This window comes from Parablastomonas sp. CN1-191 (assembly GCF_049354825.1).
Lineage (GTDB): Bacteria > Pseudomonadota > Alphaproteobacteria > Sphingomonadales > Sphingomonadaceae > Novosphingobium.
On the sequence record NZ_CP186480.1, the window covers coordinates 947,335 to 967,530 of the forward strand.

At 67.5% G+C, this 20,196-nt stretch carries 16 protein-coding genes and 2 tRNA genes; 8 read left to right on the plus strand and 10 right to left on the minus strand.

Annotation, left to right across the window (positions count from 1 at the left end; all coding sequences use genetic code 11):
- Positions 1–10: 10 nt before the first annotated feature.
- From ACOYW6_RS04760 to ACOYW6_RS04785, 6 genes are all read right to left on the minus strand, one after another.
- Complete coding sequence (locus tag ACOYW6_RS04760) at positions 11–1,417, minus strand: NAD(P)H-dependent flavin oxidoreductase (RefSeq protein ID WP_423142664.1); 1,407 nt, start codon at positions 1,415–1,417, stop codon at positions 11–13.
- Complete coding sequence (locus ACOYW6_RS04765) at positions 1,414–2,136, minus strand: class I SAM-dependent methyltransferase (RefSeq protein WP_423142665.1); 723 nt, start codon at positions 2,134–2,136, stop codon at positions 1,414–1,416. The genes ACOYW6_RS04760 and ACOYW6_RS04765 overlap by 4 nt, the downstream gene beginning before the upstream one ends.
- The gene (prfB, locus tag ACOYW6_RS04770) at positions 2,133–3,260 is read right to left on the minus strand and encodes a peptide chain release factor 2 (protein ID WP_423142666.1); all 1,128 of its coding nucleotides are present in this window, start codon (positions 3,258–3,260) and stop codon (positions 2,133–2,135) included. The genes ACOYW6_RS04765 and prfB overlap by 4 nt, the downstream gene beginning before the upstream one ends.
- Positions 3,261–3,376: 116 nt before the next feature.
- Positions 3,377–3,919, minus strand: a complete 543-nt coding sequence (locus ACOYW6_RS04775; protein ID WP_423142667.1) for a peroxiredoxin — start codon at positions 3,917–3,919, stop codon at positions 3,377–3,379.
- A gap of 38 nt (positions 3,920–3,957) precedes the next feature.
- Positions 3,958–6,510 (minus strand): penicillin-binding protein 1A, encoded by a 2,553-nt coding sequence (locus tag ACOYW6_RS04780; RefSeq protein WP_423142668.1) that lies wholly within the window; start codon positions 6,508–6,510, stop codon positions 3,958–3,960.
- A 116-nt stretch (positions 6,511–6,626) separates the two neighbouring features.
- Positions 6,627–7,493 carry an N-acetylmuramoyl-L-alanine amidase family protein gene (locus ACOYW6_RS04785; protein WP_423142669.1) on the minus strand — a complete coding sequence of 289 codons (867 nt, stop codon included), beginning with the start codon at positions 7,491–7,493 and terminating at the stop codon, positions 6,627–6,629.
- A 472-nt stretch (positions 7,494–7,965) separates the two neighbouring features.
- Here ACOYW6_RS04785 and ACOYW6_RS04790 point away from each other — a divergent pair, with 472 nt between their 5' ends.
- Both ACOYW6_RS04790 and ACOYW6_RS04795 read left to right on the plus strand, forming a co-directional pair.
- Positions 7,966–10,665 carry an Rne/Rng family ribonuclease gene (locus tag ACOYW6_RS04790; RefSeq protein ID WP_423142670.1) on the plus strand — a complete coding sequence of 900 codons (2,700 nt, stop codon included), beginning with the start codon at positions 7,966–7,968 and terminating at the stop codon, positions 10,663–10,665.
- A gap of 61 nt (positions 10,666–10,726) precedes the next feature.
- The gene (locus tag ACOYW6_RS04795; RefSeq protein ID WP_423142671.1) at positions 10,727–11,683 is read left to right on the plus strand and encodes an MBL fold metallo-hydrolase; all 957 of its coding nucleotides are present in this window, start codon (positions 10,727–10,729) and stop codon (positions 11,681–11,683) included.
- A gap of 1 nt (position 11,684) precedes the next feature.
- Here the strand turns inward: ACOYW6_RS04795 and ACOYW6_RS04800 are convergent, their stop codons facing one another.
- Positions 11,685–11,966, minus strand: coding sequence for a DUF4242 domain-containing protein (locus ACOYW6_RS04800; RefSeq protein ID WP_423142672.1), 282 nt, complete (start codon positions 11,964–11,966; stop codon positions 11,685–11,687).
- Between the two features lie 263 nt (positions 11,967–12,229).
- On the opposite strand from ACOYW6_RS04800, the gene leuA reads away from it, so the two are divergent.
- A complete protein-coding gene (gene leuA, locus ACOYW6_RS04805) occupies positions 12,230–13,927 on the plus strand; it encodes a 2-isopropylmalate synthase (protein WP_423142673.1) in 1,698 nt (565 codons plus the stop codon).
- Positions 13,928–13,997: 70 nt separating this feature from the next.
- Positions 13,998–14,978 carry an NAD(P)H-dependent flavin oxidoreductase gene (locus tag ACOYW6_RS04810; RefSeq protein WP_423142674.1) on the plus strand — a complete coding sequence of 327 codons (981 nt, stop codon included), beginning with the start codon at positions 13,998–14,000 and terminating at the stop codon, positions 14,976–14,978.
- On the opposite strand, the gene ACOYW6_RS04815 is transcribed toward ACOYW6_RS04810, so the two are convergent.
- The 3 genes from ACOYW6_RS04815 to ACOYW6_RS04825 form a co-directional block, all read right to left on the minus strand.
- Positions 14,979–15,488 (minus strand): AHH domain-containing protein, encoded by a 510-nt coding sequence (locus tag ACOYW6_RS04815; RefSeq protein WP_423142675.1) that lies wholly within the window; start codon positions 15,486–15,488, stop codon positions 14,979–14,981. It abuts the gene before it with no gap.
- Complete coding sequence (locus ACOYW6_RS04820) at positions 15,485–16,174, minus strand: hypothetical protein (RefSeq protein WP_423142676.1); 690 nt, start codon at positions 16,172–16,174, stop codon at positions 15,485–15,487. Before ACOYW6_RS04820 ends, ACOYW6_RS04815 begins: the two co-directional genes overlap by 4 nt.
- Positions 16,175–16,327: 153 nt before the next feature.
- Positions 16,328–16,813, minus strand: coding sequence for an NAD(P)H-dependent oxidoreductase (locus ACOYW6_RS04825; RefSeq protein WP_423142677.1), 486 nt, complete (start codon positions 16,811–16,813; stop codon positions 16,328–16,330).
- Positions 16,814–16,986: 173 nt separating this feature from the next.
- Here ACOYW6_RS04825 and recJ point away from each other — a divergent pair, with 173 nt between their 5' ends.
- From recJ to ACOYW6_RS04845, 4 genes are all read left to right on the plus strand, one after another.
- Positions 16,987–18,687: a single-stranded-DNA-specific exonuclease RecJ gene (recJ, locus tag ACOYW6_RS04830; RefSeq protein WP_423143065.1), complete on the plus strand. Its 1,701-nt coding sequence runs from the start codon at positions 16,987–16,989 to the stop codon at positions 18,685–18,687.
- Between the two features lie 82 nt (positions 18,688–18,769).
- Positions 18,770–18,844 (plus strand) — tRNA-Glu (locus tag ACOYW6_RS04835).
- 27 nt (positions 18,845–18,871) lie between these two features.
- A tRNA-Glu gene (locus ACOYW6_RS04840) sits at positions 18,872–18,946 on the plus strand.
- 74 nt (positions 18,947–19,020) lie between these two features.
- A complete protein-coding gene (locus ACOYW6_RS04845) occupies positions 19,021–20,193 on the plus strand; it encodes a sensor histidine kinase (protein WP_423142678.1) in 1,173 nt (390 codons plus the stop codon).
- Positions 20,194–20,196 lie beyond the last annotated feature (3 nt).

The window sequence follows — 20,196 nt, forward strand, 5'->3', positions numbered from 1 at the left end:
GCGCGTCTCCTCAGTCGCCTGTCAGGATCCGGTCCACCAGCTGCTTCACCGTGGGAGTGAAGTTGTTCGAATAGAACGGGTCCTGCTTGAAGCGGTAAGCAGCGTGGCCGGCGAAGGCCAGGTTGTCATCGGGATCGCCGCCATGGGCGATATCCTGCAGCGTCTTCTGGATGCAGAAGCTGCGGGGGTCAGCCAGGCGCCCAGTGGTGAAATCGTCGTGGTCCTTCCAGCTCGAAAACTGGCAATGCGACAGGCATCCCATGCAACCCTGCTGATCGGCACGGATTTGCTCGGCGCTTTCGGGCGTCACGAACACGACCGTCCCGTCAGGGGTCTTGAGCGCTTCGGTGAAGCCTTCGTGGATCCAGGCGAGCGCCTTGCGCTGGTCGCCCGGGTGGACCCAGAAATACTTGGCTTTGCCATGATCGGCCAGCGGGATCGTGCCGTCTTCCTCGTCGCGCTTGAAGATGGGGATCTGTCGTTCCGAGCGGTGAATCAGGTCGTAGAGGAACGGCGTCTTGACCGCGCTGGAGTAGAAGCCGGTCGGGCTGAACTTGTGCAGCAGCACGTCGCCAGGTTCCACCGTGCGCAGCATCTCCTTCCAGACCTGCGGGATCGGGCTTTCCTGCGTCAACAGCGGACGCGTGCCGAACTGGAAGACGATCTTGCCCAGCTCGGGATTGTCGATCCAGTCGTTCCATTCGCGCAGGAACCAGACGCCGCCGGCCATCACGATCGCGGTGTCCTCGGACACGCCCTCGGCCCGCATTGTCTCGCGCAGGGCCTTGACCCGCGGATATGGATCCTCGGGCCGGCGCGGATCCTCGGCGTTGGAAAGGCCGTTATGCCCGCCGGCGAGCCACGGATCCTCGTAGACGACCGCGGCCATCAATTCGGGAACCTTGGAATAGCTGCGCTTCCACAGCGCCCGGAACGCACGCGCAGAGCTGATGATCGGCAGGTAGCTGACGCCGTAATGCTGCGCGATCTCGGCCAGCTTGTAAGGCATGCCGGCGCCGCAGGTGACGCCGTGGATCATGCCCTTGCAGTTTTCCAGCACGCCTTCGAGGACCTGCTGCGCGCCGCCCATTTCCCACAGGACGTTGATGTTGATGGCGCCCCTGCCGCCCGAAATCTCGTGCGCGCGGCGGACCTGTTCGGTTGCGCCGTCGATGGCATAGCGGACCAGCTGCGCGAACCGCTCCTTGCGGGTGGCCTGCGGATAGACTTGCGGGATCGGGTTGCCGTCTCTGTCATAGCTGTCGGCGTTGACCGCGCTGACCGTGCCGATGCCGCCGGCCGCAGCCCAGGCGCCCGAGCTGATGCCATTGGTCGCCGAAACGCCCTTGCCGCCTTCGACCAAAGGCCAAACTTCGCGACCAGCGTAAAGAATCGGCTGCAAGCCCTTGAAATTCATTGCGGTCCTGTCTTTCCTTCGCCCGTGCAGGGCTTGATCGCCTGAGGAGCCGGCGCGGGGCCCACCGCCTCGAACTGGGCGTAGTAGCCTCTCAGTTCGGGCTTACGGACAAATTCCGCCAGGCGGAAGCCCACGGCCTGAAATTCGCAAAATAGCTGCTCCGGCGGCATTCCGTGCTGGGCGCTGGGCCGATCCGAATCGACCACGATCACTTGTCCGCCGGGCTTCAGCGACGGGCGGAGCCGCCAGAGGAAGGCGTAAGGTTCGCCCACCTCGTGATACATGTGAACCATGAACACGCGGTCAAAGCTGCCGGCCGGCAGCATCGGATCGTTGGTCTTGCCCAACTTGATCGACACGTTGTCGAGCCGTTCGCGTTCGACCCGGCTGCCCAGCCGATGCAGCACCGCGCTGTCGATATCCTGCGCCAGAACGCGGCCCTTGCGTCCGACCCGTTCGGCCAGGCGGACCGTGTAGTACCCCTCGCCCGCGCCGATATCAGCCACCGTCATGCCCGGCGCGATCCTGGCCAGGTCCATGACCGTTTCAGCCTCGCCCAGATTGTCGCGTTGGTCTTCAGTCGTGAAACTGCTGCCGCCCAGCTTCGAAACGGGGCGGTCGGCACTTGGGAAGGCCCGCACGTCCGGCGCCCGGTCGCTGCTTTTGGTGCAGGCCGTCAGCGCGACAAGGGCAAGCAAGGCGGCCGCGGCCGTCCTCAATCGACGTCCTCCACCTGCACCTTCTCGCCGGTCACCCGCTGCGCAAGCGCCGCTGCCATGAACGGATCGAGCGCGCCGTCGAGAACGTCGTCCGGCGTGGGCGAGGTGTAGCCGGTGCGCAGGTCCTTCACCATCTGGTACGGTTGCAGGACATAGCTACGGATCTGGTGGCCCCAGCCGATTTCGCTCTTGGCCGAATGCTCGGCGCTAGCGGCCTCCTCGCGCTTGCGCATCTCCTCTTCGTAAAGCCGCGCCTTGAGCATGTTCATCGCGATTTCGCGGTTCTTGTGCTGGCTGCGATCGACCTGGCTGGCAACGATGATGCCCGAGGGAACGTGCGTGATGCGAACCGCCGAATCGGTGGTGTTGACGTGCTGCCCGCCTGCGCCGGAGGCGCGGTAAGTATCGATCTTGAGGTCGGCGGGGTTGACCTCGATGCTGAAGCTGTCGTCGATCACCGGGTAGACCCACACGGAGCTGAAGCTGGTGTGGCGCCGCGCCGAACTGTCGTACGGACTGATGCGAACCAGCCGGTGCACGCCGCTTTCGGTCTTGGCATAGCCATAGGCGTTCTCGCCCTTGACCTGGATCGTCGCACTCTTGATCCCGGCCTGCTCGCCCGATTGATGCTCGATCAGGTCGACCTTGAAGCCGCGTTTTTCCGCCCACCGCGAATACATGCGCAGCAACATCTCGGCCCAGTCCTGGCTCTCGGTGCCGCCGGCGCCGGCGTGGATCTCGATATAGGTATCCATACCGTCGGCCTCGCCCGCGAGCAGGGCCTGAACCTTGTCGGCATCGGCGCGGTTCGCCAGCGCGGCCAGGCTGGCCAGTCCCTCGTTCACGGTATCCTCGTCGCCCTCGGCCTCGCCCAGCTCAACGAACTCGACCGCGTCGGCCATTTCCGCGGAGATGCCGCGAACGGTCCCGATCGCCGCCTCGAGCCGGCGACGCTCCTTCATGACAGCCTCGGCGTCCTTGGGGCTGTTCCACAAGTCCGGGTCCTCGACCCGGGCATTGAGCTCATCCAGCCGGCGAACCGCGCGGTCCCAGTCGAGGAACTTGCGGACCAGCGCGAGCGCGGCTTCGATCCGGTCGATATGGGCCTGCCCTTCGGCACGCATTTCGTCTCTCTCCGATACGGACGGGCTATCGTCGCCCCTGCAAGGGCTGGGGCCTAGATAAGGTTGCGCGGCGGCGCAACAACTGCCTCGGCCCCGCGCGCCGGGCGCGGGCCGGCTCAGCGGCGCTTGAGCGCCCTGACCGCGGCCAGGGTCATGTTGACATGCTCGCGCCAGTCCATGTCCGAGTGGACGAAGACGACGCGTCCGCTGCGGTCGATCACGTAACTGGTACGCGAGGTGACGCCGGTGGCGCTGCCGTCGGGCTTGGTCAGCGACACGTCATAGTCTTTCACGATGGCCGGGGTGGCCTGCGCAACCGTGAACTTGTCACGGCATCCTTCGCGCGAGAACTTGCGCAGCTCGGGCATTGCGTCGGCCGACATTCCGATCACGGTTGCACCGGCCTTGGCAAATTCGTCGGTCGCCTCGGAAAAGGCGTGCGCTTCCAGCGTGCAGCCCTGCGTAAAGGCCTTCGGATAGAAGTAGAGCACGACCGGTCCCTTGCGCAGTGCCTCGCGCAAGGTGATCTTGCGATCGGCCCCGGCCTTTGCACCCATGGTGGAGAACGCGGGCGCCTTCGCGCCGACCGGCAAGGCGGCAAGCGCGGGGAACGGAAGGGCGGCAGCCGCGAGCGCGGCGATCAGGACGGTGAAACGCATGGGCGTCTGAATGCGCCCGCCTCGCATCGCTGTCCAGCTTATTGCGGCGGCGGCGCTTCGGCGGGCGGCGGCGGTTCTTCCACGACCACGTCGTCGTTCGTCGTGGCAGGGGCACTGTGGCGGTTCTGAGCGGCAGACGCGCGTCGGATCGCGCTGATTAGCGCGTCGCGCTGCGCCTGCAATTCGTCCTGGCGGGTCGCCCGCGGCGGCTCGGTATCGGCCTTGAAGGCCTCCCAGATAATCGCCGACTTGGGATCGTCGGTCGGCTCGCCGGCGAAGACGCGCTTGCCGGTCACGCGGTCGATCTTGACCATGCGGATATCGGCCGGCGCGACGAACGGCGTGCGCGGCCAGCGGCTCTTCGTAGCGAGGATCAAATCCTTCATGATCGGCGCCGCATACGTCCCGCCCTGCGCATAGCCGCCCAGCGATCGCGGCTGGTCGTAACCGATATAAACCGCACCGACGAAATCTTTGGAGCCGCCGGCGAACCACACGTTGGTTGGGCCGGTCGTCGTCCCGGTCTTGCCGAACAATGGCAGGTTGAGGTCGCGCAGCCGGGTCGCGGTGCCGCGGGTTACCACGCCTTCGAGCATGTGGACCACCTGGTACGCAGTGCGCGGGTCCAGCACCTGCTTGCCGCGGCTCGTCAGGCGCGGCATCGGCTTGCCGTCCCACTGATCCATGTTGCACCGTTCGCAGCGGCGATTATCGGCGCGCCAGATGACCTTGCCGTTACGGTCCTGGACGTAGTCAATCAGCGTCGAGGGGAACTGCACGCCGTTGTTGGCAAGCGCGGCATAAGCATTCGTAAGCTGCTGCACGGTGGTGTCGCCGGCGCCCAGCGCATAGGAGAGATACGGTTCGTACTTGCCGATCCCAACGCGCTCGAACGTCTTCACCACGTGGTCCATGCCGGTGTCGTTGGCGACCCGGATCGTCATCAGGTTGCGCGACTGTTCAAGGCCCCACCGCATCGTGTGGGTACCGCCGGATCCGCGCATGTCGAAATTGCGGAAGCACTTCTGCCCAAGCGCCGCGCCCTGGTAGACGCAGAACGTCCCGTCGAGCACCTGGCTCGCCGGGGTCATCCCGTAATCGAGCGCCGTGGCATAGACGAACGGCTTGATCGTCGAACCGGGCTGGCGCAGCGCCTGGGTCGCCCGGTTGAACGAGCCCAAGCCGGGATCGAAACCGCCCTGCATCGCCAGGATGCGGCCGGAATGGGGGTTCTCGACCACCATCCCGCCCGAGATTTCGGGCACTGTGCGCACTGCGAAGCCGTTGCCGGCCGGCGCCACCGCCACCACGTCGCCCTTTTTCAGCGCGTCGGGCAGCCCGGTCAGCGGCCCCTTGCTGCCGTCCGAAAACCCGACCGTCGCGGACGAACCATCCCGGTCGACCACGATGCCGATCCGCCAGTCCTGGTAATCGACCGAGTGGTTCATCGTTATCAGCGCGGTCTGCCACCGGCCGTCGGCAATGTCGGCATGGTCGATCGGACTGCGCCAGCCCTTGCCCGCGGCATAGCGCAGCAAGCCGGCGCGCAGAGCGTCCTGGGCGGCCTTGTTGAATTGCGGGTCGATGCTGGTTCGCACCCACAGGCCGCCGGCATAGACGCTGTTGGGCCCATCCTCCGCCTTTTCGCCGTACTTGGCGATGAGCTGCCGGCGCACCTCTTCCATGAAGTAGCCTTGCGAGGGATCGTAGCTGTCGACCCGGCGCGGGATGAGGCCGAGCGGCTGCGCCTGGGCCGCGGCTACGGCGGCGGGGTCTGCCCAGCCGTTCTTGGCCATCTGGCCCAGCACCCAGTTGCGGCGTTCGATCGCCCGGGCCGCGGACTTGGCGCGCCCATAGACTTCTGGTGCCTTGGGCAGGATCGCAAGGAACGCGGCCTCCTGCAGGTTGAGCTCGCCGACGTCCTTGCCGAAATAGGCGCGCGCAGCTGCCTGGACGCCGAAGCTTTGGCGGCCGAGCGGAATTTCGTTGAGGTAAAGCTCGAGGATCTGCTGCTTGGTCAGCACGCCTTCGATCTTGCGCGCCAGGATGATTTCCTTGAGCTTACGCGTGACCGAGTATTCGTTTCCGATCAGGATGTTCTTGGCGACCTGCTGCGTGATGGTAGAGCCACCCTTGGCCCGCTCGCCCGATCCGAACTTGGTGACGTAATCGACCACCGCGCCGACGAAGCCCGCATAATCGACGCCGCCGTGGGTCCAGAACGTCTTGTCCTCGGCCGACAGGTAAGCGTCGATCACCGGCTTGGGAAAATCGACGAAGCGCAGCTGCACGCGCCGTTCGCGCGCATAGGAATAGACCACCTGCCCATCGACGCCGCGCACCATCGTCGGCAATGGCGGCTGGTAGCTGAGCAGGGTCTCGGCGCTGGGAAGGTTGCGTGTGACGGTCACCCAGATCAGCGCCTGCAGCGCCAGGATCGCCGCCAGCAGGTAGCCGAGCAGGCGAAACCAGCGATGGCCGCGCCAGTTCGCCGCGAACCAGCGCCCACCTTCGCTATCGCGAACGCGGGCCGCCAGGCCTGAGGCTTCACGGCGGATACGATAGTGCACGGGTTCGGTGGGCGGCGGCATCGTCGGCGCGCTCTAGCACGCGCTTTTGCGGCAATGCCAGCGCTTACGGCCTTCGACTGGTCGTATTATCCGATCGACCGCGGTTCGGCCGCCGGCGCAGGTCCGGCCGGCGCGCGTCAGCGTCCCTTGAAAGCCTGGCGCGCAAGGTAGGAGCGAATCGCACGCGACAGCGCCTCCCCCACCGCCTTGCGCCGGCCCGGATCGGCCAGGCGCGCGGCATCGCCGGGGTTCGACAGGTAACCGCTTTCGAACAACACGGCGGGCACGTCCGACGTCTTCAGCACGACGAAGGCCGCGGACTGCTCGGCCTCTTCGCGGAACGGGGCCACGCCGTCGGCCTCGCGCACGATCAGGCGTGCCAGGTCGTGCGACCGCGCCAGCGTCCCGCGCTGGGAAAGGTCAAGAAGGATCGCCCCCACAGCCGCGTCGGCGCCCTTGATGGTGGCCCCGTTAAGCCGGTCCGACGCGTTCTCGCGCGCCGCGAAGCGCGCGGCTACGTCGCTGCTGCCGCGCTGCGACAGGGTGTAGACGGTCGCCCCGCTGGCGTCGGCGCTGGCCGCACTGTCGGCATGGATCGATACGAACGCGGCTGGTTGCATCGTTTCTGCCAGCGCCAGCCGCTCGGGTAGCAGCAGATAGCGGTCATCGCTTCGGGTCAGCGCCACGCGCACCGCCTTGCTTGCCAGCAAGGCATCGCGAAGCGAAAGCGCCAGCGCCAGCGTGACGTCCTTTTCCTTGATGTCCGCCCCCGCGCCGGGATCGTGGCCGCCGTGACCGGCATCGATCAGCACCAGCGGCCGGGCCGGATCGTCGGGGCCGAGGATCGGCGGCAGCCCGATCGGCGGCGCCGCGGCGGGCATCGACAGCGTCACCGCGCGCTCCGCCGAACCGGGATGCGCGATCAGCCGGTCGGCCAGAAGCACGGCCAGAACCACGCCGAACGGCGCGGCGGCAAGCATGGCGGTGCGGCGTGCGGGAGCCATGGGCCGGGGTCCTAGGCCATCCGGGCAAGACCGCGCAATCGCCGGGGGCGCCCGGCGCAACAAACTTGCCGGAAGGATATGGCTTTGCTACGACCCCTCATCCGGGCATCCCGCCCCGACCCCGACCGCGCCCGGTTGCAAGACCGGACCCCGCGCACCATGTCACGGATCGGAATTGCCAAGGTTTCCCGGACGTGCGGCCCCCATTCGCGGGTGCCGCCGAACCGACAGGTTGATGCAGGAATGACAAGTCACGTGCCGCCCCGTCCGCCAGCTTCCCCTGGGAGCGACGCGGCGGTGTCGGCACTCTTCGCGCGTTCGATTTCGCCGCGCCTTGCCATCCTCGCAGACACGAACAGCAAACATCCTAACCAAGCCGCCGCAAGCCAGGGGGCTAGCGGCCTTTTCGCACATATTCGCGCCACGCATCCCGCCACAGCGGGACCCCGGCGCGCACGGAGAATTCGTTACAATGACCACGCGCATGATGATCGATGCGCGCCACCCGGAAGAAACCCGGGTGGCGGTGCTCAAGGGCAATCGGATTGAAGAGTTCGACTTCGAGTCGGCCGAACACAAGCAGATTAAGGGCAATATCTACCTGGCCAAGGTGACGAGGGTCGAACCCTCGCTCCAGGCCGCGTTCGTCGATTTCGGCGGCAATCGGCACGGCTTCCTCGCCTTCAGCGAGATTCATCCCGATTATTACCAGATTCCCAAGGAGGACCGTGAGGCCCTGCTTGAGGAGGAAGCCCGCCATGCCGAGGAGGAAGCCGCGCTGCGCGCCGCCGAGGACGGCGACGACGACGATTTCGGTAGCCACGGCGACGATGACGAAACCGCTTCCGAGGACGACAACGGCGGCGTGATCGAGATCGACACGTCCGAAAAGGACGAGGTCGCCACGATCGAGGACGGCCACGTCGACGGCGCGTTCGACCATGCTGCCGAAGAAGAAGCCGAAGGCGAGGCCGGCGACGATCGTCGCGGCCGCCGCGGCCGCCGCCGCCAGGGCGGCCGTTCGCAGGCGCAGGCCAAGCAGGCCGACGATCTGCGCGATCGCCGCATGGCGCTGCGCCGCCGCTACAAGATCCAGGACGTCATCCAGCGCCGCCAGGTGCTGCTGGTCCAGGTCGTCAAGGAAGAGCGCGGCAACAAGGGCGCCGCCCTGACCACGTATCTCAGCCTGGCCGGACGCTACTGCGTGCTTATGCCCAATTCGAGCCACGGCGGCGGCATCAGCCGCAAGATCAGCTCGGCCGCCGACCGCAAGCGCCTGAAGTCGATCATTTCCGAACTCGACCTGCCCAAGTCGATGGGCTGCATCGTGCGCACCGCCGGCCTCCAGCGCACCAAGCCGGAGATCAAGCGCGACTTCGACTATCTTGCCCGCCTGTGGGACGAGATCCGCGAAAAGACGCTCGGCTCTTCCGCGCCGGCGCTGATCCATTCGGACAGCGACCTCATCAAGCGCGCGATCCGCGACATCTACAACAAGGACATCGAGGAGGTCATCGTCGAGGGTGAGCGCGGCTACCGCGCCGCGCGCGACTTCATGAAGCTGCTGATGCCCAGCCACGTGAAGAAGGTCGCCGCCTATTCGGATCCGGTGCCGCTGTTCCAGCGCTACGGCGCCGAAGACCAGCTGTCGGCCATGTACGATCCGGAGGTCCAGCTTAAGTCGGGCGGCTATATCGTCATCAACCCGACCGAGGCGCTGGTTTCGATCGACATCAACTCGGGCCGCTCCACCAAGGAGCACGGGATCGAAGCGACGGCACTCAACACCAACCTCGAAGCCGCGCGCGAGATCGCCCGCCAGCTCCGCCTGCGCGACATGGCCGGGCTGGTCGTGATCGACTTCATCGACATGGAATACGGCTCCAACGTCCGCAAGGTCGAGAAGGCCATGAAGGACGCGCTCAAAAACGATCGCGCCCGCATCCAGGTCGGCCGCATCTCGGGCTTCGGCCTGATGGAGATGAGCCGCCAGCGCCTGCGCACCGGCGTGCTCGAGGCGACCACTCGCTCGTGCCCGCACTGCGACGGCACCGGCCTGGTCCGCACCGCGTCAAGCGCGGGCCTTTCGGCGCTGCGCCTGATCGAGGACGAAGCCGCCAAGGGCCGCGGCTCGATCATCTCGCTCTATGCCAGCACCGAAGCAGCGGTTTACCTCCTCAACGCCAAGCGCAGCGACCTGGCGGAGATCGAGGATCGCTACGGCGTGCGCGTCGAAGTTATCCCCGAGGGTGAGAACGAAGGCGCCAAGATGCGCGTCGGATCGTCTGGCCCGCGCCCCGAATACACCCCCAAGTTCGCGCCGATCGCGGTCGAGGAGGATGACGAGGTCGTGGTCGAGGACGAGGACTACGGCGACGAAGAAGAGGTCGAGGTCCGCGAGGATGACGGCGACAATGATCGCCGTGGTCGCCGCGGCCGAGGCGGGCGCCGCCGCCGTGGTGGTCGCCGCGACGAGGAAGGCAGCACGCCGCGCCCCACCGAAAGCACCGACGACGGTGACGAGAACGAAGGCGAAGCCGATGAGAGCCGCGCTACCGGGGAGGATGACGACGAGGCTCCGCGCAAGCGCCGCCGTCGGGGTCGTCGCCGGCGCGGGGGCCGAGGTCGCGGTGATGGCGAGGGTGAGAACGGCGCCGAGGCGCTGGACGGTGATGGCGAAACCGCGCCTTCGGACGCCAACGAGCCGGTGGTCGCAGCCGAGCCGGTTGCCGAGCCCGCGCTCGAAAAGCCCCGGCGGTCGCGCCGCCGCAAGGCGGATGTGAGCGCACAGGTCAGCGCAGACGATGGCGAGGTCGCCGCGGAAGCGATCCCCGCCATGGCAGACACCCCCATAAGCAACGAGCCTGCGCCCGAGGCCGCGGCACCCAAGCCCAGGCGCAGCCGCAAGAAGGTTGCAGATCCGGCAGTCGAAACCGCGGCCGAAGCACCTGCTGCCGAAGCGGCCCCTGCCGCCGAGGAAGCGCCGGCCAAGCCGAAGCGCACGCGCAAGAAGGCCGTCGCCGCCGACGCTGTCCCCGCCGTGGCCGAGACGCCGGTCAGCGAGGAGCCGGTTACCGCGGCCAATGCGAGCGCAGCCGATGCGAGCCCGGCCGAGGACGACAGCGACGAACCTCGCCGCGGCGGCTGGTGGCAGCGTACCTTCGGGGCCTGATGCCAAGTCCGCGCGCGCCGCGGTCCGCTGAGGCGGATCGCGGCGCGGCGGCGGCTTTCCGATGACGTTACCCGGCCACCACAGGCCCGGCGGCGGTTTTCGCAACCCGCCCGGCAGTCCGCGCCAAACCGCCACCTGGCGCGATTTCCTTCGCTTCCTGCTTGTCGACATGCGCCGTGCCAGGCCGCCCGTAATCCCGCCGGGTCACATTGCCGCGAACCCGCCCGATCTCGCTGCGCTGCCTGCAGACCACGTCTCCTGGCTTGGCCACGCCTGCTTCGCGCTGCGGATCGGGGGCAAGCTGGTACTGACCGACCCGTACCTGGGCCGGACGGCGGGCCCATTCGGACTGGGCCCGAAACGCTACGTACCCCCGCCCCTCGCTGCTCGCGACCTTCCCCGGTGCGACCTGATCGTCCTCAGTCACAACCACTACGACCACCTCGATAGCGGCGCGCTGGCCCACTATCGGTTCAAGGCGGATACGCCTGTCGCCTGCCCGCTCGGGCTGGCGTCGCTGCTGCGCAAGGCCGGCTTTGCCAACGTTGTCGAAATGGATTGGTGGCAGCACAAGCTGGTCGCGGAACTCGATGTTGCGTGCCTGCCCGCCGTGCATTTTTCCGGTCGCGGACTCTTTGACCGAAACAGGACATTGTGGGCCAGTTTCGGCATCCGCTCAGCCCAGAAGGCTGTTTGGTTCGGTGGCGATAGTGCCGCCGGCACCGTCTTTGCCGAGATCGGCGCGCGCGCAGGCCCATTCGACCTCGCGCTGGTGGGGATCGGCGCCTACGAACCGCGCGCCATCATGCAGGCCAGCCACGCTACGCCGGAAGAAGCCGTGGCCATCGCGCGCGCCATCGGCGCCAAGCGCGCCCTGGGATCGCATTGGGGCACGGTCATGCTGACCCCGGAAGATCCGTTCGAGGCACCTGTCCGCTTCGCCCGCGCTGCGCGTGATGCGCAATACGGCGAGGCCAACGCGATTACGCTCCCGATCGGCGGGATCGCCGCGATCTAGATTAATTCAAGTGGCCCTGCGCGGTGGACGGGTCGATCATCGTCTTCACCTCGCTGATCCGGTTCGCCGGAAACCCCGATTTCTCAGCGTGCTGGCGGATGCGATCCTCGTCCTCGGCGCGGTAGATGCAGAAGGTCTTGTCGCCGACGACGTAGGAATGCTCCCATTCGATCCCTGGAATCTCTGCCAGGGCAGCATTGCTGACCTGCGCGGCGCCTTGCAACTCTTGCGAACTCATCGCGTGAACACCCGGCAAATCGCGTTCGATGACGTAGCGCTTCATGGGACACTCCTTGATCGGCGACCCGCGCATTTCATACGCGCGGCAGAGAGCGATTGCCATAGTAGCGATCTACGCAATAAAATTGCTTGAAACGGGGGCTTTACAAACGGGTCGGCAATTCGGATAGGCAACCCATGATCCGGATCGGCCTCGTGCTACGACTTATCCGCCCTTGGGCGTGAACGCGGCGTGTCGCACGGGCGGCGCGCAGGCGCCCAGGGGAAGCCAGCCGTAACGCCACTCGATCGACCGGATTTTTTGCCATGACCATGCTGCGTAACCCCGGGGCCAAGTACCGGCCCTTCCCCCCCATCGCCTTGCCCGATCGACAATGGCCGAGCCGCGTGATCACCGCGGCGCCGCGCTGGCTGTCGACCGACCTGCGCGATGGCAACCAGGCGCTGGTCGATCCGATGGGCGCGGAAAAAAAGCTGCGTTTTTTCGACCTGCTGCTCAAGATCGGCATCAAGGAGATAGAGGTCGGCTTCCCGGCGTCCGGCGCGACCGATTTCGATTTCATCGCGGGGCTCGTGCAATCGGGCCGCATACCCGATGATGTGCTGGTCCAGGTCCTGACGCAGTCGCGGCGCGACCTGATCGAAACAACGTTCGCCAGCCTGGCCGGCGCCCCCAGCGCGATCGTCCACCTTTACAACGCGGTCAGCCCTGCGTGGCGTCGCATCGTCTTCAGCATGAGCCGCGACGAAGTGAAAGCGATCGCGATTGAGGGCGCCAAGGTCATGCGCGACCAGGCTGCGAAATATCCCGAGACGGACTGGCACTTTCAGTACAGCCCCGAAACCTTCTCTACCGCAGAGGTCGATTTCAGCGTCGAGGTCTGCGCCGCGGTGATGGACGTGCTGCAGCCGACACCCGACAAGCCGATCATCTTCAATCTGCCCGCGACGGTCGAATGTGCGACGCCCAACGTCTATGCCGATCAGATCGAGCTGTTCGGCCGAACGATCCCCAACCGCGAATCGACCGTCATCAGCCTGCATACCCACAACGACCGCGGGACTGGCATCGCGGCGGCCGAATTGGGTCTCATGGCGGGCGCCGACCGCGTTGAAGGCTGCCTGTTCGGCAATGGCGAACGGACGGGTAATTGCGATATCGTCACCGTCGCGCTCAACATGTACACGCAGGGCGTCGACCCGGGGATCGACTTGTCGGACATCGACGGGATCGCCGCGACGGTCGAATACTGCAATCAGCTGCCGATCCACCCGCGCCATCCTTACGTTGGCGAACTGGTCTACACCTCGTTCTCGGGCAGTCACCAGGACGCGATAAAGAAGGGCTTCGCCGCGCGCGCGGCGCAGAACGACCAGGCATGGGAAATGCCGTACCTACCCATCGATCCCGCCGATCTTGGCCGCAGCTACGAGGCAGTGATCCGCGTCAACTCGCAGTCAGGCAAAGGCGGCTTCGCATGGGTGCTTGAGCAGGACCAGGGCCTCAAGCTGCCCAAGCGCATGCAGGCCGACTTTTCGCGCCATGTCCAGGAACTGGCCGACGCAAAGGGCAGCGAGCTTTATGCCGACGACATCTGGGCGGTGTTCCAGCGCGCTTACCACCTCTCCACCCCGCAGCATTTCCAGCTGGTCGATTACGAGGAAACGCGCGCCAGCGACGGCACACGCATCTTCGCCGGCAAGATCGGCGTCGATGGCCAGACCCGCACCGTATCGGGCCGCGGCAACGGGCTGATCAGCTCGGTCGTCGCGACCATCGCCGAGTCCTTCGGACTGCAACTTGAAGTGCGCGACTATTCCGAACACGCGATGGGATCAGGCAGCGACGCGCGCGCCGCCGCTTACGTCGAGTGCGCGGGACCCGACGGGACGACGATCTGGGGCGTGGGAATCGACGAGGATATTGCCACCGCCAGCGTCCGCGCCGTGCTTGGTGCCGCCAACGCGGCGAACGCGCCCGGCCCGCACGGCGCCATGCCGTAGCGTCCTCGACTCGCCGCTGCCGAACACCTAACCCGAGGCCCTGCCCAAGCGGCCCACGAGCGGAGAGACCATGCCCCTGCCCCCCCTATTCGCGAACTTGCGTCTTCCCGTCATCGGCTCGCCGCTGTTCATCGTCTCGGGGCCGGACCTGGTGATCGCGCAATGCAAGGCCGGCATCGTCGGCTCCTTTCCCGCGCTCAACGCGCGGCCATCGGGGATGCTGGACGAGTGGCTGCACCGCATCACCGAGGAACTTGCCGCGCACAACCGCGCGCATCCGGAACAGCCCGCCGCGCCCTTCGCGGTAAACCAGATCGTCCACAAGTCGAACGCGCGGCTCGAGGAAGACCTAGGCGTGTGTGCCAAGTGGCAGGTGCCGCTGGTCATCACCTCGCTGGGCGCACGCGAAGACCTTAACCAGGCGGTGCACGGCTGGGGCGGCATCGTGCTGCACGACGTGATCAACAACCGCTTCGCGCACAAGGCTATCGAAAAGGGCGCCGATGGGCTGATCCCTGTCGCTGCCGGGGCAGGCGGGCACGCCGGGGCGCTGTCTCCCTTCGCCCTGATGCAGGAGATCCGGTCATGGTTCGAAGGCCTGATCGCGCTGTCGGGCTCGATCGCCAGCGGCCGCTCGATCCTCGCGGCGCAGGCCATGGGCGCGGACTTTGCCTATATCGGCAGCCCGTGGATCGCCACCGCCGAAGCCAATGCCGACGATAGCTACAAGGATGCGATCGTCGCCGGGGGTGCTGACGACATCGTCTACACCAACCTGTTCACCGGGGTGCACGGCAATTACCTGCGCTCCTCGATTGTGGCGGCAGGGCTCGATCCGGACGACCTGCCCGTCAGCGACCCCAGTGCGATGAACTTCGGGTCGGGAGGCAACAGCAAGGCAAAGGCGTGGAAAGACGTGTGGGGGTCGGGCCAGGGCATCGGCGCGGTCAGCAAGGTTGAAAGCGTGGCCGAGCGGGTGGAGCGGCTGGCCGCCGAATACGACATGGCCCGCGCGGAACTGGCTGCAAAAGCGCGGTTGGCGCTGGTCTGATCAGGCGTCCGGTTCGGTCGCGTCCCACAGCAGCGCGGCCATCGCTTCCAGTTCCCCGAAATCGGCATCAGCGAACGGATCGCGGCGGCTTAGTAGCAAGCGCCTTTTGCGGTCGAGCAAGCGGCCGCGCAGGGCCCGCTGCAGCAGCGTCATGCGGCCAAGCGCATGACCGATGGCGCCAGCCGGATCGCGCAGCCGCGCACGGGCCCATCCAGCCTCGATCTGGCCCATCCGCGCCTCGACCAGGGCATTGTAGTCACGGTGAGGGCCGCGGTGTAGCGGCAATCCCATCCGGATCGCGGCGGCATCGTCGGCTGGAAGCAACAGGCCGTTGCGGCGGAAATCTTCGAACCCCAGCCGCAGCGGCCCCAGCGCGCGAAACAACCGCGCAAAGGCGCGCCGCGACAGCAACTGGCGCGGCAGCAGGTGGTGGCGCTGCAGCCCGGGATCGTGACCGGGAGTGCCGGGCCGGTTGACGGCGCGGAAGGGCAGCACCGGACGCGTCGTCACGGGCGGACCGCCTCGATCATTCCGCCCCTCACGGGGCGCAGCAACAGGTCTTCTCCGCCCGGCAGCGTGACGCGGCGCTCCCGCTCGATCGCGCCCGATTCAGAAAGCAGGTGGATCAGCCGCACGGCCACCGCCGCGGTCTGCGCCGGCGTGCGCCCCGCGGCATCGAGCGTCAGTTCCTGGCCGGTCAGCGCGGCCAGCCCGATCGTCGTGAGCGTGGATTCGCGCCGCGCAAGACCCACCAGCCCAGGCGCGGGAAAGGCGCCGCCGGCCAGCCAGGCATCGGCGGCACGGGCAAAATAGCCCGGCTCCATCCACGTTCTGGCCGGGCTCCAGTGCAAGGCCGCCGCCCCGTCCGCGGCAATGCGCGCCGCTATCCCCACCAGCGCACGCAGCACCGGCACCATCAGCGGATCGGAGATCACGTTGGGCGCTGGTTCGATCGTCAGCACGTCGCCCGGCGGAAGTTCGGCCAAGCCGACAAGCGCGCCTGCCGCTGGCCTCGCCTCGGCGGCGCCCGTGCCGAGACCGCGGACATCGAATGCCAGGCCCAGCGCGACCACCTCGCACGCGTTTTCGTCGGCAAGGTCGGCGGTGACGGCGAAGTCCAGTCCGGAGGGCCCCGCAGCACCAAGACGTGTCAGTTCCTCCCGCCCCGGCCGCCCGGCCGGGAACACGAGCGCCATCGCCGGTATAGCCCGATTACCGCCCCCGCTCGCCACTTCGCGTGTCCGCCCCCCGTCGCTCAAAAGCCGAGCATTTACTGACACCTGTTGCAATGCCGCGTCGACCCCCCGCGTAGGGAGTCGCCCCATTCTGGATCAATCTGCAGGCAAAAGTTAGCAGATCCCCAGCCTCGCCGCCTCGGCGAGCGCGCGGCCCAGATCCTCAGCCTGCGTCAGCGCCGCGGCCGGCACTGTCTTGGCTGCCAAGATCGCTTCAGGGGACTGCGCAGCCAGGTTGACGATCACCGCCGCGGAAATCCGCCGCAAGCGCCAGCCCGTTACGATCCGCTCGATCTGCGCCGTCGCGCCATGGCCGTCCGATCCCGCCGCAACGATGGTCGCGAACCCGCGTCCCTCGACTCGCCCGAGGAGAGGGTAACAGGCAACGTCGAACATTTCCTTCATCGCCCCGGTCATCGTCCCGAGATTCTCGGCACAGACGAACAGGTAGGCGGACGCCGCCAGCAGTCGCTCCGCCGTCGCCCGGTCCGCGCGCATCAGCACACCGCCTTCACCCGCGCCGCGCGCGGCCGCTTCCGCCAGCGCTTGCGCGGCGCCGGTGCGGCCATGCCAGACGATTGCGATCGGAGCCTGCGTCATCACGCCAGTCGAGCCGCCCCGCTTGCCGGTGTCAATCGACCGCTGTCCACAGCGCGCGCTTCCGCGTCGCGCGGGGCTGCGCTATCCGCTGCTGCGTGACCCTTCGCGCGCTCTCGATCCTCGGCCTCGGCCCTTCGCTCACTGGGCGCACCTGGCGCTGGCGCGGCGGCAACATGGCGCTGGATGACGGTGGCGGCCTGGCCGACGACCTTGTCACCCAGCTGCTGCTGTCGCGCGGGGTTGCGACGGACGATATCGACCGCCATCGCACCCCGTCGCTGCGCGCATTCCTGCCCGACCCTTCGTTGTTCCGCGACATGGATACCGCGGCCGAACGCTTGTCGCAGGCCGTTCTGACCGGCGAGACCATCACGATCTACGGCGATTACGACGTCGATGGTGCCACCAGCGCGGCGCTCTTGATCCGCCTGCTGCGCGGGCTTGGCGCCGATCCCCGCCACTATATCCCTGATCGCCTTTTGGAGGGCTACGGCCCCTCTGGCGAGGCTCTGGTCCGGCTCGGCCGCGAAGGGTCCAGCCTGGTCGTGACCGTCGATTGCGGGGCGATGGCGCACGATGCACTGGCGCAGGCGCACGAGGCCGGCGTCGACGTCATCGTGGTCGACCATCACAAGTGCTCACCCGAGCTTCCCCGCGCCGTCGCGCTGGTCAACCCGAACCGCCTCGACGAGGGGGACGAGGCGGCGGCCCACGGACACCTCGCCGCGGTCGGCGTCGCATTCCTGCTGGCAGTGGCGACGGTACGGCTGCTGCGCGCGCGCGGCTTTTTCGCCGATCGCCCCGAGCCCGAGCTGTTGGCGCTGCTCGATCTGGTCGCGCTGGGGACCGTGGCAGACGTTGCCGCGCTCCACGGCCTCAACCGCGCGTTCGTCGCGCAGGGTCTCAAGGTCATGGCGCGGCGCGAGAACGTGGGAATGGCGGCGCTGATCGACGCCAGCCGGCTCAGCCGCGCGCCTACTTGCAGCGATCTTGGCTTCGCGCTCGGCCCGCGCATCAATGCCGGCGGCCGTGTCGGCGAAGCGACGCTGGGCGTGCGCCTGCTCACGACCGAAGACCCGGACGAGGCCCAAGCCATCGCCGCGCAGCTTTCGCAGCTCAACGAAGAGCGCCGCGCGATCGAGGCGGCGGTGCAGGAAGCCGCGGAGAGCCAGCTTGCCGCGCAGCACAACCGCGCCGTGATCGTCGTCTCCGGACGGGGTTGGCATCCGGGCGTGATCGGCATCGTCGCCGGCCGGATCAAGGAGAAGACTGGCAAGCCCGCTCTCGTGATCGCGCTGGACGACGACGGTGTCGGCAAGGGCTCGGGCCGTTCGATCGCGGGGGTCGACCTGGGCGCTGCCATCATCGCGGCGCGCGAGGTCGGGCTGCTGGTGGCCGGCGGCGGGCACGCGATGGCATGCGGACTGACCATCGATGCTGCGCGCGTCGATGCGTTGGCGGACTGGCTCGATGCCCGCCTTGGCGCGGACGTTGCAGCCGCTTCGGCCGGGCAATCGCTGACGCTGGACTTGTCGATCACGCCGCGCGGCTTGACGCCGGACCTGGTGGAAACGCTCGAAAGCGCGGGGCCTTACGGCATGGGCTGGCCCGGACCGCGCGTTGCGGTGGGGCCGCTGCGGCTGGTCAAGGCCGACATGGTCGGCAACGACCACGTGCGGTTGATCGTGCGCGGGATCGACGGCGCGTCGTTCAAGGCGATCGCCTTTCGCGCCGCCGCCACCGACATGGGCCAGGCGCTGCTTCACGGTGCGCGTGATCGCACGATCTGGCTGGCGGGGCGGGCGAAAATAGATGACTGGGGCTCGCGCCCGGCAGCCGAGCTTCACGTCGAAGACGCCACCTTCGCTGACTAGCGCGCCCGCTCCGGCACTCCTGACTTGACCGCCCCCGCCTCCCCGCTTAGAGGCGCACCCCTGCCGACGGCGTGAGCCGGATGGCCCCTTCGTCTAGCGGTTAGGACGCGGCCCTTTCACGGCTGAAACACGGGTTCGATTCCCGTAGGGGTCACCATCGCGGCGCCGGTACAGTGCCTTTAACGGCCCCTTCGTCTAGCGGTTAGGACGCGGCCCTCTCACGGCTGAAACACGGGTTCGATTCCCGTAGGGGTCACCAGGCACCGGGCAGCGCGGCCGCCCTCTTCCCACTTCCCGTTGGCGCTTTGCGCGCGCGCCTCTATGGCGCCGGGCATGGAGCAACGCCGTACTCTCCCCTGGCCCGGAATCGCCTTGGCGCTGGCGACCGTCACCGGGCTGGCGCTGGCCGGTGTTTCGTGGATCGCGGCGCTGGTCGCGGGCGTGATCTGGATCGGCTCATTGCTGATCGCGCGCGCCGAACCGGCGGTGAAGAGCGAGCCCATCGACCCGGTCGGCATAGCCCGCGATGCCACCGGCGGCGCGATCGAATCGCTGGGCGCACCGGTGCTGATCCTGCGCGACAATCGTGTGCTGGCGGCCAACGCCGCGGCGCGCGGCGTGCTAGGCGCGCACATCATCGGGCAGGACGCGCGGGTGGCCCTGCGCCACCCTGACGCCACCGCGCTGATCGCGGCCGACGACGGCGCCAGCGTCGAGATACCGGGTTTCACGGGAGGGCGCAGCCTGTGGCAGCTGACCCGCCGCGCGCTGCCCGGCGGGCAGACCGCGATCGAGCTGTCCGACCGCAGCACCGAGGCGCAGATCGGCCGCGCCCACACCGATTTCGTCGCCAACGCCAGCCACGAGTTGCGCACCCCGCTGTCGACCATCATCGGCTATGTCGAGACGCTGAGCGACGACGAGGGCATCGACCGGCCGACCGCGTCACGCTTTCTCGGCACCGTCCAGCGCGAGGCGCGGCGGATGCTGGCGCTGGTCGAAGACCTGATGGAGCTCAGCCAGGTCGAGGCCGAAAAGCACGACCGTCCGACCGACCGGATCGAACTGGCCGGTCTGGTCGGCACCACGATCGCGGAGCTCAATGCCTCGCTCGGTGCTGGGCGGCTACGATTCACTCAGCCCGCAGGGCCCTGTTTCGTGCGCGGCGATGCACGGCAGCTTGACCAGGTCGTGCGCAACCTGGCGGAAAACGCACTCAAGTATGGCGATGCCGAGGCGCCGGTTACCGTGTCCTTGCGCGCCGGGGCCAGCGCGGTGCTGACCGTGGCCGACCGCGGTCCCGGCATCGCGCCCGAACACTTGCCCCACCTGACCCGGCGTTTCTACCGCACCGACCCAGGCCGCAGCCGCGCCGCGGGCGGGACCGGACTGGGCCTGGCCATCGTCAAGCACATCGTCGAGCGCCACGGCGGGACGCTCGATTTCGCCAGCACGCTGGGCGAAGGCACGACCGTGACGGTCACCCTGCCCACCCTGCCGGACTGAGCC